General features: G+C 43.8%; 9 protein-coding genes. 8 read left to right on the forward strand and 1 reads right to left on the reverse strand.

Going from position 1 to position 18,497, the window contains the following annotated elements:
• Window positions 1–69 precede the first annotated feature (69 nt).
• The 5 genes from gatA (at window position 70) to sov (ending at window position 13,011) form a co-directional block, all read left to right on the forward strand.
• Window positions 70–1,494 (forward strand): Asp-tRNA(Asn)/Glu-tRNA(Gln) amidotransferase subunit GatA, encoded by a 1,425-nt coding sequence (gene gatA / locus NPE20_RS21405; protein WP_256540747.1) that lies wholly within the window; start codon window positions 70–72, stop codon window positions 1,492–1,494.
• 55 nt (window positions 1,495–1,549) lie between these two features.
• Window positions 1,550–2,776, forward strand: coding sequence for a lytic transglycosylase domain-containing protein (locus NPE20_RS21410; RefSeq protein WP_256540748.1), 1,227 nt, complete (start codon window positions 1,550–1,552; stop codon window positions 2,774–2,776).
• A gap of 106 nt (window positions 2,777–2,882) precedes the next feature.
• Window positions 2,883–5,192, forward strand: coding sequence for an NADP-dependent malic enzyme (locus NPE20_RS21415; protein WP_256540749.1), 2,310 nt, complete (start codon window positions 2,883–2,885; stop codon window positions 5,190–5,192).
• Between the two features lie 6 nt (window positions 5,193–5,198).
• Window positions 5,199–5,783, forward strand: coding sequence for a Holliday junction branch migration protein RuvA (gene ruvA / locus NPE20_RS21420; protein WP_256540750.1), 585 nt, complete (start codon window positions 5,199–5,201; stop codon window positions 5,781–5,783).
• Window positions 5,784–6,039: 256 nt separating this feature from the next.
• Window positions 6,040–13,011, forward strand: a complete 6,972-nt coding sequence (gene sov, locus NPE20_RS21425; protein ID WP_494337229.1) for a T9SS outer membrane translocon Sov/SprA — start codon at window positions 6,040–6,042, stop codon at window positions 13,009–13,011.
• A 188-nt stretch (window positions 13,012–13,199) separates the two neighbouring features.
• On the opposite strand, the gene NPE20_RS21430 is transcribed toward sov, so the two are convergent.
• Window positions 13,200–15,008, reverse strand: coding sequence for a hypothetical protein (locus NPE20_RS21430; protein WP_256540752.1), 1,809 nt, complete (start codon window positions 15,006–15,008; stop codon window positions 13,200–13,202).
• Window positions 15,009–15,160: 152 nt separating this feature from the next.
• Between NPE20_RS21430 and miaB the strand changes: the two genes are divergently transcribed.
• The 3 genes from miaB to lptE all read left to right on the forward strand — a co-directional run bounded on the left by miaB (window position 15,161) and on the right by lptE (window position 18,484).
• Complete coding sequence (gene miaB / locus NPE20_RS21435) at window positions 15,161–16,606, forward strand: tRNA (N6-isopentenyl adenosine(37)-C2)-methylthiotransferase MiaB (RefSeq protein ID WP_256540753.1); 1,446 nt, start codon at window positions 15,161–15,163, stop codon at window positions 16,604–16,606.
• Window positions 16,607–16,705: 99 nt separating this feature from the next.
• On the forward strand, window positions 16,706–17,950 hold the full coding sequence (locus NPE20_RS21440; RefSeq protein ID WP_256540754.1) for a sigma-54 interaction domain-containing protein: 1,245 nt from the start codon (window positions 16,706–16,708) through the stop codon (window positions 17,948–17,950).
• 6 nt (window positions 17,951–17,956) lie between these two features.
• Window positions 17,957–18,484: an LPS assembly lipoprotein LptE gene (lptE, locus tag NPE20_RS21445; RefSeq protein ID WP_256540755.1), complete on the forward strand. Its 528-nt coding sequence runs from the start codon at window positions 17,957–17,959 to the stop codon at window positions 18,482–18,484.
• The last annotated feature ends 13 nt before the right edge of the window (window positions 18,485–18,497 follow it).

Below are 18,497 nucleotides of genomic sequence, written 5' to 3' on the forward strand. Positions count from 1 at the left end.
TGTTTAAACGTATAAACTTATCTGTTGAAATATTTATGCTTCAACGGATAAGTTTTTTATTTTAGGCCCATGGCTAAAAACTATTCCTCTTATATAGAAATTAAGAGCGGGTTGACAAGTGGGGAGATCACAGCTGAAGGCCTGGTAAAGGGTTACCTTCAGCAGATAAAAGCAAACGCACATCTAAACGTTTTTAACGAGGTTTTTGAAGATGAGGCGCTGGCCTCTGCAAAAGATATCGATGCTCGTATAAGCAATGGCACCGCCGGTAAACTTGCCGGTATGGTTATAGCCATTAAAGATAATATATGCTACAAAGGGCATAAGGTTTCTGCTTCATCCAAAATTTTAGAAAATTTTACTTCTATATATTCATCAACAGTAGTTGAACGCTTACTGGCCGAAGATGCCATTATAATTGGCCGTTGCAATTGCGATGAATTTGCCATGGGTGCCGCTAACGAAAATTCTTTTTTTGGCCCGGTAAAAAACCATGCCGACGAAACCCGGGTATCGGGTGGTTCATCGGGTGGTTCGGCAGTTGCGGTGCAGGCAGGCATGTGCCATGCAGCTATCGGTACAGATACCGGAGGCTCGGTAAGGCAACCCGCTGCATTTTGTGGGGTTATTGGCTTAAAACCAACGTATGGCCGTATCTCGCGCCATGGGGTTATATCCTACGCCTCGTCGTTTGATCAGGTAGGCCCTTTAACAAAATCAGTTTCTGATGCTTCCCTTTTACTCGAAATTTTAGCCGGTACAGATGAGTATGATAGCACACTATCGCAAAAACCTGTTCCGCAGCACCGGGATTTTAAGAAAGATACCGGCAAAAAAAACATCGCTTATCTGCAGGAGGCTTTATCAAGCCCCGGTGTTGATGCCGATGTTAAGGCTACGCTTACCAGTTATATAGAAAAGCTGCGTGCCGATGGCCACACGGTAAAGCCCATATCATTTGAGTATTTAGAATACCTGGTGCCAACTTATTACATACTGGCAATGGCCGAGGCATCGTCAAACCTTGCCCGTTACGACGGTGTTCACTATGGTTACCGCAGCCCCAACGCTACCGATCTGGAATCTACCTATAAACTGTCGCGCTCAGAAGGTTTTGGGAAGGAAGTAAAACGCCGTATTATGCTGGGTACATTTGTACTAAGCGCCGGTTATTACGATGCCTATTACGCCAAAGCCCAAAAAGTACGCAGGCTTATTCAAAATAAAACCAACGAAATTTTAGCCGATTTTGATTTTATATTGACACCAACCGCTCCAGAGCCTGCATTCCCGTTAGGTGTAAAGGAAAAAGACCCGGTAGTAACCTATTTGCATGATATTTTTACCGTGCAGGCATCGTTGGCTGGGATGCCCGCCATCTCGCTTCCGGCAGGCAATAATAGCAAGGGATTGCCGTTAGGATTACAATTATTAGCCAAAAGCTTTGCCGAGCAAGAATTATTAAATTTCTCTGAATATTTCCTGCAACTATAAAATTTAATATATTAGTAAATAATTGTCAAAGCTTTTTGAGAGTTAACCCTAAGATATGAAGAAACTGTGCAGTTTTATTATTTGTGCGTTGTCGTTACAAATAGCTAAAGCAGATATTAAAGCCGAATTAGCGATGCCTTCGGCAGAGGTGGTTCAACAAGATACCAACGTGCTTTTACCGGTTGTGGCCCCGGTATCTATTTACCAGAACAATATTTTTAAACGCCGGCTGGATAGTATTCAAAAGGAAGTGCCTTTAGATTATAACGGATACGTACAGGCCTATATTGATAACTACACCCGCCGTAAAGACGAGATGGGCCGCATGCTGGGCTTATCAAGATATTACTTCCCTATTTATGAGAAGGCTTTCCAGGAAGCCGGTATCCCCGAAGAAATAAAATACCTTTCGATAGTGGAATCGGCACTTAACCCAAATGCCATTTCAAGGGTAGGCGCTGCTGGTCCGTGGCAATTCATGTCAGAAACAGCGAAAATTTACGGCTTAAGCATGACAGATTATGTTGATGACCGCCGCGACCCTGTACGGGCAAGTAATGCCGCCGCTGCATATTTAAAAGATGCCTACCAGCAATTTGGCGATTGGCTGCTGGCCATTGCATCATACAATTGCGGTAAAAGCAATGTAGAGCATGCGCTGGAAAAAACCGGCACGCACGATTATTGGTCGATACGTGAACTGCTGCCTGCCGAAACACGCGGATATGTGCCGGCATTCATCGCTATCAACTATGTGATGAAATATCACAAAAACCACTACATAACCCCGCAAACGGGCGACCTGGCTATTGCTACAGATACGGTAATGGTAAATAAATTTGTACCGCTTAGCCGCATATCGCAGGCCCTGGGTATGACGCTTAGAGATATTTGTGTTTTAAACCCATCATACAGGCAGCAAGTGGTTAACGGTACGGCGGCTGTTCCGCGTAAAATTGTTATACCACTGGTGAACGAAGAAAGGCAATCTATTTTACGTGATGCCATAACCGACTTAAACGCGCCAATACGCAATCCTAAACCTATCCAGTATGTTGCTATAGCGCCGCCGGTACAGGCAAATGCTCAGCAGGGTGCCGTGGCGGGAAGCGGTGCGGTTGCGCCGGCCATTCATATCACCCAAAAAGGAGAAACTTTGGCCGCTATTGCTGCCAGGTATAAAGTTAATATAGCCGATCTGCTGCAATGGAACAAAGCATTGGGCACAAATACAACCCTCCCTTTATTGCCGGGGTTAACCGTAAATATAGGCAGAGGATAAAAGAAATTTGAAAAGCCCGGTTTTGATGTATTTCGAAACCGGGCTTTTTTTATTAGATAGTTCAGGAAAACTAATTGTAATTTTGGACGCTTGAATTTTTGAGACCATGAATAAACCCAATCGTAAACAGGAAGCCTTAAATTATCACTCAAAAGGGCGCCCTGGTAAAATACAGGTAGTACCAACAAAACCTACCAATTCCCAGCGCGACCTTACTTTAGCATACTCGCCGGGCGTTGCAGAGCCATGCCTGCGCATTGCTGATAATGTTGAGGATGTATATAAATATACCGCGAAGGGTAACCTGGTGGCTGTTATAAGCAACGGTACCGCGGTGCTTGGCCTGGGCAACATTGGCCCCGAAGCAAGTAAGCCGGTTATGGAGGGTAAAGGCCTTCTGTTTAAGATCTATGCTGATATTGATGTATTTGACCTGGAAATAAACGCCAAAACGGTTGATGAATTTGTAAACATAGTTAAAGCGCTTGAGCCAACTTTTGGAGGTATCAACCTGGAAGATATATCGGCACCAACCTGTTTCGAGATAGAGACCAGGCTAAAGGCCGAAATGAAGATCCCGGTAATGCACGATGACCAGCATGGTACGGCCATTATATCTGGCGCGGCATTAATGAATGCCTGCGAGATCCAGGGTAAAAAACTCGATAAAATTAAAATGGTAGTGAATGGCGCCGGTGCGGCTGCTGTTTCCTGTACAAAAATGTACCTGTCGCTGGGTGTTAAAAAAGAGAACCTGGTAATGTTTGACATTAACGGTTTATTGACCCCGGAGCGTACCGATTTGGACGAAATGCGCCTGCAATTCGCCACAAACCGTAAGGATATTACTACCCTTGCCGATGCCATGAAAAACGCTGATGTGTTTGTTGGTTTATCTGCAGGGAATGTGGTTACTCCTGCAATGTTGGTTACTATGGCTAAAAACCCTATCGTTTTTGCCATGGCCAACCCCGAGCCCGAAATTAATTACGACCTGGCAACTGCCGCCCGTAAGGATATTATTATGGCGACAGGTAGGTCAGATTTTCCTAATCAGGTGAATAACGTATTGGGTTTCCCTTATATATTCCGTGGTGCGCTGGATGTAAGGGCAACCGCCATTAACGAAGAAATGAAGATAGCGGCGGTAAAGGCCATAGCCGAAATGGCTAAAAAGCCGGTACCCGAGGCTGTGAACTTAGCGTATGGTATTACCAACCTGAAGTTTGGCCGCGATTACATCATCCCCAAACCAATGGACCAGCGACTGATCACCGAAGTATCTTCGGCAGTTGCAAAGGCGGCTATTGATTCTGGTGTGGCGCGTAAAGCTATTACCGATTGGGATGCTTACCACGAAGAACTGCTATCGCGACTGGGTAACAACAATAAAATACTGCGCGATGTTACCAACAAAGCCAAGCAAGACCCTAAACGTGTGGTATTTGCCGAGGCCGATACTTATAAAATATTACGTGCTGCCCAAATTGTTAAAGACGAAGGTATTGCCATCCCGATACTTTTAGGTAACGCCGATAGGATCAAAGAGATCATTCGCGAGAATGAGCTTGACCTGGAAGATATAAAGATCATTGATCCTAAAAAAGAAACCGAACGCTCGTTAGAGTTTGCACAGTTTCTGTTCCAGAAACGCCAGCGCAAAGGTGTTACCTTGTTCGAGGCGCAGAAAATGATGATAGACCGTAACTATTACGGTGCATGCATGGTTCATTTTGGCGAAGCCGATGCCTTAATATCCGGCTTAACTAAAGACTATGCAACTACTATTAAACCTGCCCTGCAAATTATTGGTACCGAAGAAGGCGTAAACCGTGTTGCGGGTATGTACCTGATGATAACTGAAAAGGGCCCTGTTTTCTTCGGTGATACTACCGTAAACATAAACCCTACCGCGCAAGAGCTGGTGGATATTACCGTGCTGATGGAACGCTCGGTTGCACAGTTCAACATTAAGCCGCGGATAGCTGTGTTGTCTTACTCTAACTTTGGTTCAAACGAAGGCGACATTCCTGAAAAAACAAGGGAAACAGTACGCATACTTCATGAAAAATACCCTAATATAGTTGTAGACGGTGAAATGCAGGCCAACTTTGCATTAAACTCCGAGCTATTAGCCGATAATTTCGAGTTTTCGGTGTTAAACGGCAAACCGGCTAATACCCTAATTTTCCCGGGCTTGGCATCAGGTAACATAGCTTACAAACTACTGCAGGAAATTGGCGGTGCCGAAGCCGTTGGCCCTATTTTGCTGGGTATGAAAAAACCGGTGCACGTATTACAGTTAGGAAGCTCCGTTCGCGAAATCGTGAACATGGTTACCATAGCCGTAATTGATGCCCAGGTAAAATGTGCCGAAGCCAATGCCAAACCATCAAAAAATCGTAAAGCTAAATAAATAAGTATGTACGATTATATTGATGGCAAGTTAGCTTTTAAAGGTGCGGCCCATGTTGTGATTGATGCCGGCGGTGTTGGTTATCATATCAATATCTCATTAAATACTTACTCGCAGATCCCTGAGGGGGAACGTTGCAAACTATTTGTATGGCTGCATGTGAAAGAAGATGCCCATACTTTGTACGGTTTTGCCACCGAAGGCGAACGCAGACTGTTTATGCACCTGATATCCATATCGGGTATTGGGCCAAATACGGGCCGCATGATGTTATCATCAATAACACCTGCCGAGATCCAGGCAGCCATCGTGCAGGGTAATGTGGCGGCAATACAGCGTATAAAAGGCATCGGCCCAAAATCGGCCCAGCGGGTGATTTTAGAGCTGCAAGACAAGCTACGAAAAGAGGGACCAGACACATTAACTGTTATGCCAGGGTTAAAAACGGCAAAAGATGAAGCTCTTTCTGCCCTTGTAATGCTTGGATTTGTTCGTAACGTTGCAGAAAAAGTTTTGGACCAGGAAATAAGCAAAAATAGTGGAGTTTTAACTGTTGAACAACTTATTAAATCTGCTCTAAAAAGCTTATAATTACTCTGCAATAATTTAACACTTGATTAGAATTTTTACTACTAAGCTTTTTGTAGCTATACTCTTTGTATCTGCTTTTAGCGGGGTAGGAAAGCTATTTGCACAACAAACCCCCATTCAAAAACCTGTACAACCACAATCTACACCACAACAGTCTGGGCAACAGGGGCAAACGTTTCCAAATCAACAACAAACACAACAGCAGCAACAACAAATTCCGGGGCAACAAACTCCTCCGCGCCAGCCTGCACAACAATTGCCACAAACTAACACACCTGCTGCTGCACAGGTAGATACAAGCATAAAACTTGGGCCTATCAATCTTAAGGAAGCGAACTCCAAAAGGCAGCGCTCGGGCATATTTTTTACCGACCCTCCGGGGCTGGTACGCACTATTGAATATGACGCGGCCACCAACAAATATATTTTATACGAACGGGTGGGTAACCTGCTTTACCGCGCGCCCCAATACCTAACGTTTGGGGAATACCTGCTGTTGCAGCAAAGAGGTGTAAAACGCGAGTACTTTACACAACTGGCGGATAACTACGCCTACGAATCGCAGCAGCCGGGCTTTATCCCGCAGATGAAGATCAGGAGTAAAACTTTTGAACAGATCTTTGGCAGTTCTAATATCAACATCCGCCCGCAGGGTTCGGCAGAGGTGATATTGGCCGGGCAAATAAATAAGAACGAAAACCCGCTGTTTAATACCCGCCAGCGTAACCAGTTCAACTTTAACTTTGATCAGCGGATCCAATTGAATGTTACCGGTGAAATTGGCGATAAATTAAAGATCACCACCAATTACAATACCGAAGCGCAGTTCCAGTTTGAGAACCAGATAAAACTGGACTATACCGGCCACCCGGATGAAATTATCCAAAAAATAGAGGCGGGTACAGTTAGTATGCCTTTAAATACTACGCTGATATCGGGGAGCCAGGCATTGTTTGGGGTAAAAACCAAGTTAAAGTTTGGCAAGCTGGATGTAACTAGTATTTTTTCGCAACAGCGTTCGCAGGCAAAAAACATAACTATTACCAATGGGGCGCAGCAGCAAAACATAAATATAACCGCTGCCGATTATGAAAGTAACAAACACTTCTTTTTATCGCAATACTTCCGTAATAATTATAACAACGCGCTGAAAAATATCCCTATCATCAGCTCTAATGTAAACATTACAAAAATTGAGGTTTGGACAACAAACCGTACCAATGTAACAACCGATTCGCGCGATATATTAGCGTTTATAGATCTGGGCGAGAACAGGCCTTTTAATACTTCATTAGTACAGGGAGGCCCGGGCTTTAGTGGGTTACCGGCAGGTTTTAAAGGACCAGGGTTTACACAACAATCCAACTCACTATTAAATAATCTACCGTCTACGGCGCGTAATACCAACTCAAACGATGTTGCCAACTATTTTAGGGCAACCGGCGCTACAGATAACTACGCCAAGCTAACCTACGCCCGCAAGCTAACTGATAAGGAGTTCACCTTACATCCGCAGTTAGGTTATATATCGCTTAATTATCCTTTAAATAACGATGAGGTTTTGGCTGTTGCTTATCAATATTCAGTAAATGGCGTGCAGTACCAGGTGGGTGAGTTTTCGAGCGATAGGGCGGTAGACCCTAACACACCAACTGTATTGTTCACAAAACTATTAAAGAACGAGCTGCTTAAAACCAACCTGCCAACCTGGGACCTGATGATGAAAAACATCTATTCGTTAGGTGCATACCAGATCAGCTCTTCCAACTTTAAGTTGAATATTTCCCGTTTGGATGATAAATCGGGCATCGAGAAAACCATAATGGACGAGGGGCAAAACACCAAAAGTAAACGCTGGATGCAAATTACAGGTGTAGATAACCTCGATCAGCAAAATGATAAACGCCCCGATGGTTATTTCGACTTTTTAGAGGGTGTTACTATTGATTCCCAACAGGGGCGCATTATGTTCCCGGTGCTGGAACCCTTTGGCAGCGATCTGGCTAAACAGTTCACAGTAAGCGAGCCCGACCTGGTAAGCAGGTATGTATACCAGCCTTTGTACGATTCTACAAAAACCATTGCGCAGCAATTTTTCCCTAAACTAAACCGGTATTTAATAAAGGGAACCTACACCTCGCAAAGCGGATCTGAATATCAGCTGAATGCGGTGAATATCCCGCAGGGCTCTGTAGTAGTTACCGCAGGTTCAGTAAAATTACAGGAAGGGGCGGATTATACCATAGATTATAGTGCCGGCCGGATCCGTGTGCTTAACCAGGCTTTATTAGCATCGGGCCAAACTATTAATGTTAAATTAGAGAACAACGAACTTTTTGGGGTACAGCAAAAATCGTTGTTTGGGTCGAGGTTAGATTATCACTTAAGCGATAAACTGGCATTGGGCGCCACCATAATGCACCTAACCGAGCAGCCAATTACTCAAAACGAAATTGTGGGCGAGGAATCTATCTCCAACACTATTTGGGGCTTTGATGCCAATTATAGCTCGTCATCGCGGTTTTTAACCCGGTTGGTTGATAAGATCCCGTTCATTAACACAAAAGCGCCATCAACCATAAATTTTAGCGGTGAGTTTGCCCAGTTAAGGCCGGGTAGTCCTGGTGCCCTGAACTTCGCAGGCTCTAAAAACGGTACTTCTTACCTGGACGATTTTGAGAACAGTCGCTCGGTTATCGATATAAAAAGTGCGATTAACTGGCAAATATCGGGCACGCCGCAAATGTTCCCCGAATATGATAGGTTTGACGACCTGAGTTATGGATTTAACCGTGCCCGCCTGGCGTTTTATAACATCGACCCTATATTTTACACTAATTCGGGCACCGCGTCGGTATCGCGTACCGAGCTTTCCAACCATTATGTAAGGCAGGTTATCGAGCAGGAAGTATTCCCTTACAAGCAATCAACCACGGGGCAGCCTTTAAGTTTGGCTACCCTAAACATGGTGTTTTATCCAAACGTGCGCGGGCCATATAACTATACTACCACCGGCATTAATAATGATGGTACGCTGCAAAGCCCAAGAAACAAGTGGGGTGGTATTTTCCGCAAGTTAGAAACCAATGATTTTGAAGCGTTAAACGTGGGATACATTGAGTTTTGGATGATGGATCCGTTTATCTACAAACCAAACTCGGCAGGGGGCGACCTGTATTTTAACCTGGGTAGTGTATCTGAAGATATTTTGAAGGATGGCCGTAAGAGTCTGGAAAATGGCTTGCCGGTTGATGCAGCGGGTGCTGATAAGGTAGACGAAACTAATTGGGGCAGGGTATCAAAACTGCAACCGGTTATTAATGCTTTTGATAATGATCCGGCTTCGCGTAAACTGCAGGATATTGGTTTAGATGGATTGAATGATGGTGACGAGAAAGCAAAATTTGCTCCTGTTGTACAGCAGGTACAGGGGCAGTTAAATCCGCAGGCAGCCGCCGCGTTTTCAAGTGACCCCTCGTCTGATGATTATCAGTACTACCAGGGCGCTGCGCTTGATCAGGCAAACGCCGGGATCTTAGACCGCTACAGCAAATACAACGGTACCGAGGGCAACTCTAAAACCGCCGAGCAATCGCAGGCAGAACTGGGCATCCAAACATCGGCATCAACATCACTGCCGGATGGGGAGGACATTAACCGTGATAACAACATGAGCCAAACGGACGAGTACTTTCAGTACAGGGTATCGATTAGGCCGCAGGATATGGTTATCGGCCAAAACTATATCAACGATAAAATAACCTCAAATGTAAAACTACCAAACGGTACAACGCAGGCAGTTACCTGGTACCAGTTTAGGGTGCCTATAACAGATTACCAGAGCAAGGTTGGTAACATACAAGATTTTAAGGCCATCCGCTTTATGCGGATGTTTATGACAAACTTTGCCGATACCTCTATTTTACGTTTTGCTACCCTGCAATTGGCAAGAAGCGAATGGCGTACCTTTAATAACGAGGATAACCCACTAAACGTTATTGCCGATCCGGCTATCACCAACCCGGTTGTAGATGGTTCTACCCTTGATGTGCAGGCTGTAAATATTGAAGAGAACGGTAACCGCTCGCCGATACCTTACGTGGTGCCGCCGGGTATTAACCGCCAGCGTAACTACAATAACCTGCAAACAGATACCAAGCTAAACGAGCAATCGCTGTCGTTAAACGTAGCTAACCTGCGCGACGGGTATTCAAGGGCAGCGTTCCGTACTTTCTTTAATGACCTGCGATCGTACAAACGGATCCAGATGTTTATTCACGCTGAGGGAGAGCAGCTAAAGGATAAAGACCTGAGTGGTTTTGTGCGTTTGGGTGTTGATTACCAGGACAACTATTACGAGTACGAAGTGCCTTTGGCTGTTACCCAGTCCGGCACCCGCGACCCGGGTGCTATATGGCCGGCAAATAACGAGCTCGACCTGCAGCTTTCTATATTGATTGATGCCAAACTTGCCCGTAACAATGCCAAATTAAACGGGCTACCATGGCCGTTCACAATTCCCTTTGTTTATACCGATGGGCTCAATAAGGTAACTATTAAAGGCCAGCCTGACCTGAGCCGCCTGCGCACTATAATGCTGGGGGTACGTAACCCTTATAGGGGCAGCTCGCCTGGCGGTGACGATGGTTTGAATAAAACCGGAACGGTTTGGTTTGATGAGTTGCGCCTTACTGATTTTGACCAGCGTGGTGGTTGGGCCGCTACCGCAAGGGTGGATGCCGCATTAGCCGATTTTGCTAACATCACCGTAGCGGGAAGTAAAAGTACTATTGGCTTTGGTACGCTGGATTCAAGGGTGAGCGACCGTAACCGGAGCGATAACCAGTCTATTGATGCATCGGCAAGTATAGAGTTAGGTAAGTTTTTCCCGGAGAAAAGCGGGATCCGGATCCCGGCTTACGTAAATATATCAACGCAGATAAGCACACCACAATATGATCCTGGTTCGCCTGATGTGGAGCTGAAAAAATCGCTTGCGGCTGCACCAACAAGCCAGGCGCGCGATTCAATAAAAAGAGTAACGCAAGATTTTACTACACGCAAAAGCATCAACTTCACCAATGTGCATAAAGAGCGGATGAATACATCGGCGCCGGTACATGTTTGGGATATTGAGAACTTTGCCGCCACCTATGCCTATACCGAGTATCAGCATCACGATTTTATAGTGGAGAATGATTTCGCGAAAACCTATCGCGTAGCGCTGACTTATAATTATAATAAAGAACCCAAATATTACGCGCCTTTTGAAAAAGTAATAAAGAGCAACCTGCTTGCACTGGCGCGCGATTTCAATTTTAGTATACTACCATCAAGGTTAAACTTTAGTATCAACTTTGACCGTTATTATTCAGAAAATACCCTGCGTAATAACGACCCTAATAACTTTATACCTATCCCGACAGCGTTTAACAAAAGCTTTAATATTACCCGGGTTTATGGCATAGGCTGGAACTTATCAAAATCTTTAACAATGGATATTGATGCCACTAACCTATCGGTAGTGGATGAACCTGCCGGGCGTATCAATGGCTTAAAACGCGATACACTTTGGGAAAACCTTTGGAAACTGGGCCGTACCACAAATTACAACCACACCATTAACTTTAACTATACAGCGCCAATAAATAAGATCCCGGGTCTGGATTGGACAGCCTTAACCGTACGTTACAGCACCAACTTTAACTGGCAATCGCAACCGGAATTTGCTATAAATGACCCTACTTACGATGTAGGTAACAGTATACAAAACGCGCGTACTATACAGCTGAACCCAACACTTAATTTTACAAACTTTTATAATAAGTTTAGTGCTCTGCGTAAAGGTAAAGATGAGAAAACAGGAGCGGCTAAATTCTTTTTAGGAATTTTAACCGGGATCAAAAACATCAGCGGTACCTATACGCGTACCGAGGGAACTTTCCTGCCGGGATATTTGCCGCAGTCTAATTTCTTTGGGCAGGATGTAAATTATAATGCGCCAGGCATCGGTTTCTTATTAGGCAGCCAGGCCGACCTGCGCGATAAGGCCGTAGCTAATGGGTGGATAACAAAAGATACATTACAGAACCAACTGTATATAAAATCGTTTAACGAGGATATACGCCTGCGCAGTATTATAGAGCCCATATCTGATCTGCGTATCGAGTTGATAGCCTTTAAAACGCAGGACCGTAATTATCAAACCAACTTTAAGTTCCTGGCCGAAACCAATAGCATTGAAAATTTAAGCCCGGTAACATCAGGTACCTATAGCATCTCGTATATGTCGCTGGCTACTGCTTTTTCTAAGTCGGGTGGTGTAAATAGCACTTCGGCTACCTATCAGAAATTCCTGGACAACCGCTCCATAGTTTCGCAAAGGCTGGGCCGTACTAATCCAAATTCGGGGGGTGCTGCGGGTGGCTTTGCAGATGGTTATGGGCCTAACGCGCAAAATGTTCTGGTCCCGGCATTCCTGGCCGCATATTCTGGTAAAGATGCCGGCTCATCAAGTACAAGCCAGTTCCCTAAAATCCCGATCCCTAACTGGCAAATATCTTATGCCGGTTTAGGTAAGATGCCGTTCTTTGCAGATCTGTTCGATTCCTTCGACCTTAAACACGGCTACCGTTCATCGTACAATGTGAGCAGTTATACTACCTTATTGCAATACCAGGAGAATAGCGCCGGCGTAACTTCAAGAGATTTTAATAATGATTTCCTGCCCTTTTACCAGTTCTCGCAGGTGGCCATATTTGAACAATTTGTGCCATTATTAGGTGCCGATGTACGTTTCAAAAACAGCATGACCGCTAATTTTGAATACCGCAAAACTCGTTCGTTAAACTTAAGTTTATTGAATAGCCAACTGGCACAACAGGACGAAAATATCCTTGTGTTTGGATTTGGCTATCGCCCAAAAAACTTCAGGATGCCGTGGGGTTTGTTCGGCACCGGCAATAAGACTAATAACGATATTAACTTTAAGCTGGACGTTGCTGTGCGTGATAATAAAACACTTATCTACCGTGCCGATGTACCTGCCGCCGAGGTATCATCGGGCGCGCAAAACATCACCATGCGCCCATCTATTGATTATGTGATAAACCAGCGCTTTAACCTGAACCTGTTTTACGATAGTAATATCACCAAGCCTTATACTTCGCAGGCATTCAATACCTCGTTCACTAATTTTGGTATTAACTTGAAGTTGTTGTTGCAGTAAGGAAAACCTTGCGCAATGACGGGTTTGTATTAACCCTCCATATTAAGCACTCGTCGCAGACGAGCGCAAGTTGTTTTTGATTTAATGGTGGCATTGTTTTGTCAGTGCCTTATTTTTTAAAACTTTTATTACCAGTTATTTATGCGTTCATGACGGTGTTCACGGCCGTGAACGTGAACGCTTTTTATTTAATTCTTCTTCCCCTCTTTCTTTTCCTTCACTTTCTCTTTAAATTTCTTATCCTCTTTTTCCTTTTCTTTTACGGCTTTTTTAACAATTTTTTCCAGTTCCTTTTTGTCATCGGTATCAGTTTGCTGACTAAGCTTTTTCTCCTGGGCCGGGCCTATGCCCGCACAGTTTTTTATGCCGTTGAGCAGTACATGCCAAACTGTTTTAAAAAACGCGAAGTTTGCAGGGCGGATGTATACAACATTGGCCAGTCTGGGTGTTTTGTCGCCATCATCCGGGTTGTCGTGTTTTAAAATTACGGTATTGGCGAGGGCACTGATCAGGGTTTTTTTGGTGTAATCAGGTCGTAATACATCAACGTTCAGGTCTTTATATAAAAAGGATACGGTTCCTTTAGATACCCTTTGGGTGCTGTGAACATCAAAATCAAAGCTGCTTACCCTACCCGACGTCATCCTAACCATTGACAGGGGCAATAGAACGGGATTAATATCGCTTAAGTTCATTGGGGCAAGATGGCCTTTGTAGGCGTAATTGTAAGTAGCATCGTTAAGGTTAAACACAAAATGCAGATCGAACTTTGCCTTGCCCATAAAATAACTGGTAATATTTGCGGTGGCCAGGTTGTTCTTCTTCAGGTCTTCCTTGCGATTGGTTAGGTTGCGGAATCTACCGCTTATATTATCAAATTTTAAATGCCCAAACTTTTTCGATGTTTTATTAAGCTGCGAATACATAAAGTTCATGCGCTTCAAGTCGAGCGTGTCAATATTTAGGGTAGTTTTAATAGCATGGCGTATGGCCCAGTGCGGGAAGGTTACCAGCCTGTCGGTAGTTTTAAGCCGGCCATTATAGTTGCTGAACACTTCAAAAAATCCTTTATCTATCACTATCTTTTTGATATCAATATTTTGCGATTTTTGATAGGTGATATAATCGAAATTATTCAGCGTTATGTTTTCAAGATGCAGGGTGAAGCGATCTTTTTTGCTTTTCTGAAAGAACACAGTGCGGTCTGCTGGTTTTAGGTCTAACCCGGTTATGGTAAGCTTTTTTGTTTGGGTAGATAGTTTGGCGGATTTAACCTTAAAAGTATATAGGCCGCTGGCGGCTTTACTGCTGTAGTTTTTTAATTCGGTAGTAATGTCCTTACAAAATAAAAAGCGCGAAGTATCTGTTTGTGTAGCCGAATCTATCAGCAAATCTGTAGCCTTTAAATCCATTTCCCTTAGTTGAGATACAGCAACTTTTGGGCCTGTATAATCCCTCTGCTTATAATTTATATCGGTTAAAAGTATCTCGCCTACATGCACCAGCTTTAAGCTTTTTGAGATCTTTTGGTAAAGGGTGCGTTTGTCTTTTTTAGCTGTATCGGTATCCTTGTCCGAATACTTGCTGATCTGTATTTCGGGAGAGTTTAAAGTGATGCGACCAATATTTAGCTTCTTTTTAAAATACAGCTCAAATGCCCGCGCGTTTGATATGTACAGGCGCTTTACATGCAATTCATATAAATTATTTGGCGCTGCGCCCCGCTTTTTCAGCTGTTTATAAACAGCTGTATCAGGCTTAAATGTAATATCATAAAGGACTGCTTTGCCCTGCAATACATTCAGGTCAAGATCGCTGTAGTTGATGGTGTAAAGGCTATCAGTTCCCTTTAAAACAGCCTCTTTTACTTTGCCCGAAAGCTTTGGGGCTAAATAGCTATTAAGAAATAATGCGGGTATCAGTATTATTATAACCAATACACCCAGTACAATGAGCAGTATTCTTTGCCACCTGTGCTTTAAAAATTTAACAGCCATTATTTATTCTCATAATTATTTGTTTTTAAGCAACCATATGGTGGCCAATCGTTTATTGTAACAACAAAAACCAAAAATTGTTAAACGCTGACAAACTGTCACATCATTATATAAAAATTATGTATTTTTGCTGTTCAATTTTTTAGATGACAATGGATTTGCTTATTCCGGATAAAGTGCATGATGAGAGCAGGCAGGGCGAGGCTTTAGTATTAGAGCCTGTTGGTAAACATAATGGCCGTAAGCTTTATATTGAAAGCTATGGCTGTGCCATGAACTTCTCTGACAGTGAAATAGTAGCTTCGATATTAGCCGAGAAAGGTTTTGAAACCACATCAGATTTTAATAATGCCGATGTGGTATTTATAAATACTTGTTCCATTCGTGAGAATGCTGAGGTGCGCGTACGTAACCGGTTAAAAGAATTTGCCGGTGCTAAATTTAGAAACCCAGGTATGGTGGTTGGCGTATTGGGCTGTATGGCCGAGCGTTTAAAAGCCAAATTTTTAGAAGAAGAAAAACTGGTTGATGTTGTGGTTGGCCCTGATGCCTACCGCGATCTGCCAAACTTAATAGAACAGGTTGATAGTGGCCAGCGTGCGGTTAACGTATTGCTTAGCCGCGAAGAAACCTATGCGGATATTAGCCCGGTTAGGTTAAACAGCAATGGCATTAATGCCTTTGTATCTATTATGCGTGGTTGCGATAATATGTGCTCGTTCTGCGTGGTGCCATTTACCCGCGGCCGCGAGCGTAGCCGTGATGCTTATTCTGTTGTAGCAGAGTGTAAAGATCTTTTTGATAAGGGCTACCGCGAAGTAACCTTGTTGGGTCAAAATGTTGATTCATACAAATGGAGCGGACAATTAGCCAAAGGCGGTGAAGCTTTAGCAGTTGGCGATGAAATTACCGTTGTAAACTTTGCCAACCTGTTAGAGATGGTTGCATTGGTTAGTCCGGAGCTGCGTGTGCGTTTTTCCACATCACACCCTAAGGATATAACCGACGAAGTTTTGCATACCATTGCTAAATACGAGAACATTTGCAATTATATACACCTGCCGGTGCAAAGCGGTAACAGCCGTATACTGGATATCATGAACCGTACTTATGACCGCGAATGGTACATGAACAGGATAGATGCTATCCGCAGGATAATCCCTGAGTGTGCTATATCAACGGATGTGATCACCGGTTTTTGCACCGAAACAGAAGAGGAGCATAACGATACCGTAACCATGATGGATTACGTAAAGTATGATTTTGCTTACATGTTTAAATATAGCGAAAGGCCGGGCACTTTAGCGGCTAAACGTTATGCAGATGATATCCCTGAAGATATTAAACAACGCCGTTTAGCACAAATTGTAGCCAAGCAGCAGGAATATTCTTTTTACCGGATGCAGGCACGAATTGGCAAAATAGAGAAGGTGCTGATAGAAGGATACTCTAAAAAATCTGACAAAGATTATTGCGGCCGAAGTGACCAGAATGCGATGGTGATATTCCCGGTAAGTGAAAATTACAAGCCAGGGCAATATGTAAATGTATTGGTGGAGAGGACTACCTCGGCAACGTTGATAGGTAAGATAGTTTAGCCCCCAGCCCCCTGAAGGGGGAGCTTTTGATTAACAAAGCTGGGGCATATAAATAAAAAATTATAAACACAGTTCCCCCTTCAGGGGGTTAGGGGGCTTATGGATATTCAAGAAATTAAACAACGTTTTGGCATCATCGGTAATTCGCCGTTGTTGAACAGGGCTATAAATATTGCGAACCAGGTTTCGCCTACTGATATCTCGGTATTAATTACCGGCGAGAGTGGTAGCGGCAAAGAGGTTTTTTCGCACATCATTCATCAGATGAGTCCGCGTAAGCATGGGCCGTTCATTGCGGTTAACTGCGGCGCTATCCCTGAGGGTACCATTGATTCGGAACTTTTTGGTCACGAAAAAGGTGCTTATACAGGCGCCATCGGCGAACGCAAGGGTTATTTTGAAACCGTTAATGGTGGTACCATATTCCTCGATGAGATTGCCGAAATGCCCCTGGGTACGCAGGCACGTTTGCTGCGTGTTTTAGAATCGGGCCAGTATATAAGGGTGGGTTCATCAAAGGTAGAAAAAACTAACGTACGTGTTATCGCCGCAACCAATGTTGATGTTTACGATGCTGTAAAAGCAGGCAGGTTTAGGGAGGATCTTTACTATCGGTTAAATACCGTTCCATTACGGATCCCGCCACTGCGCGACAGGAAAGAAGATATATTTTTGCTATTCCGTAAATTCACGGCAGATTTTACTGATAAATACCGCACCCCGCCCATCCAGCTGGACGACGAGGCACAGCAGGTGCTTATCAACTACTCGTGGCCGGGTAACGTTCGCCAGTTAAAAAACATGGCCGAGCAGTTAGCCGTTTTAGAGCGCGACCGTGTAATAACAGCAGCAACCTTGCTAACCTATATCCCGCATGAAGCCAGCAGGAGCAACCTGCCTATGCGCCTGGATAATCAACCAAAAGAGGATTTTTCTGAAAGGGATATCCTGTATAAAGTACTGTTTGATATGAAACGCGATATGGTGGAATTGAAGAAGCTGGTTGCTGATATTATTGAGCATGGCGGCGTCAGCACAAACTATCAGCATAACTCGCAGGCCATAACCCAACTGTACCGCGATATTGAATTGCCAACTACTAATCACGATACACAATTTACCCTGCAGCAGCCCGTTAACAATAACGCGGGCAATAGTAATACAGATTATAACTTAACGCAAGAGGCCGAAGAGGTTGAAGAATCGTTATCGCTGATCGAAAAAGAATCTGACCTGATACGTAAAGCGCTTAAAAAGCATAAGGGCAAACGCAAGCTTGCCGCCAATGAGCTGGGTATATCAGAAAGGACTTTGTATCGCAAAATAAAAGAATTAGATTTATAGATATAAATGAGGAGAAGGCAATTTTTAAGTCTGGTAACTGCGGGTACCGGTAGTGTATTTCTGGCATCGTGTGCGTATAAACTTTCACTTAACGGCGCATCTATACCCCCCGATCTGAAAACAATAGATATACAGTTTTTTGAAAATAATGCACCGCTTGTAGTGAGCACTTTAAGCCAAACATTTACCGAAGCATTAAAAAACCGTATCCGTACGCAAACCAATATAAGCATTGTACGTGGCGAAGCAAACGCTACCATGAGCGGAGCTATCATCGGCTACAGTATAGCGCCGGTTTCTATACAGGCTACAAATAATAACGCCCCGCCAATTGCAGGGGCAAGCCGTTTAACCATAACGGTTAACGTAAAATATGTATACGAAGCCGATAAAAAGCTTAGTTTTGAAGAGCCGTTCACTAAATACAAAGAATTTACAGGCGAAAGTACAGCACAGGAACAGAATTTGATACAGGACATAGTTAAGCAGTTAACAGACGATATTTTTAACAGAGCCTTTGCCAATTGGAATTAATAGGCAATTATTT

It is taken from the genome of Mucilaginibacter aquariorum, assembly GCF_024498135.1.
GTDB lineage: Bacteria > Bacteroidota > Bacteroidia > Sphingobacteriales > Sphingobacteriaceae > Mucilaginibacter > Mucilaginibacter aquariorum.

Coding starts and splice junctions, on each gene's coding strand:
- NPE20_RS21430 (WP_256540752.1), bottom strand. CDS start 15,008: ATGGCTGTTAAATTTTTAAAGCACAGGTGGCAAAGAATACTGCTCATT.
- ruvA (WP_256540750.1), top strand. CDS start 5,199: ATGTACGATTATATTGATGGCAAGTTAGCTTTTAAAGGTGCGGCCCAT.
- lptE (WP_256540755.1), top strand. CDS start 17,957: ATGAGGAGAAGGCAATTTTTAAGTCTGGTAACTGCGGGTACCGGTAGT.
- NPE20_RS21410 (WP_256540748.1), top strand. CDS start 1,550: ATGAAGAAACTGTGCAGTTTTATTATTTGTGCGTTGTCGTTACAAATA.
- NPE20_RS21415 (WP_256540749.1), top strand. CDS start 2,883: ATGAATAAACCCAATCGTAAACAGGAAGCCTTAAATTATCACTCAAAA.
- miaB (WP_256540753.1), top strand. CDS start 15,161: ATGGATTTGCTTATTCCGGATAAAGTGCATGATGAGAGCAGGCAGGGC.
- NPE20_RS21440 (WP_256540754.1), top strand. CDS start 16,706: ATGGATATTCAAGAAATTAAACAACGTTTTGGCATCATCGGTAATTCG.
- gatA (WP_256540747.1), top strand. CDS start 70: ATGGCTAAAAACTATTCCTCTTATATAGAAATTAAGAGCGGGTTGACA.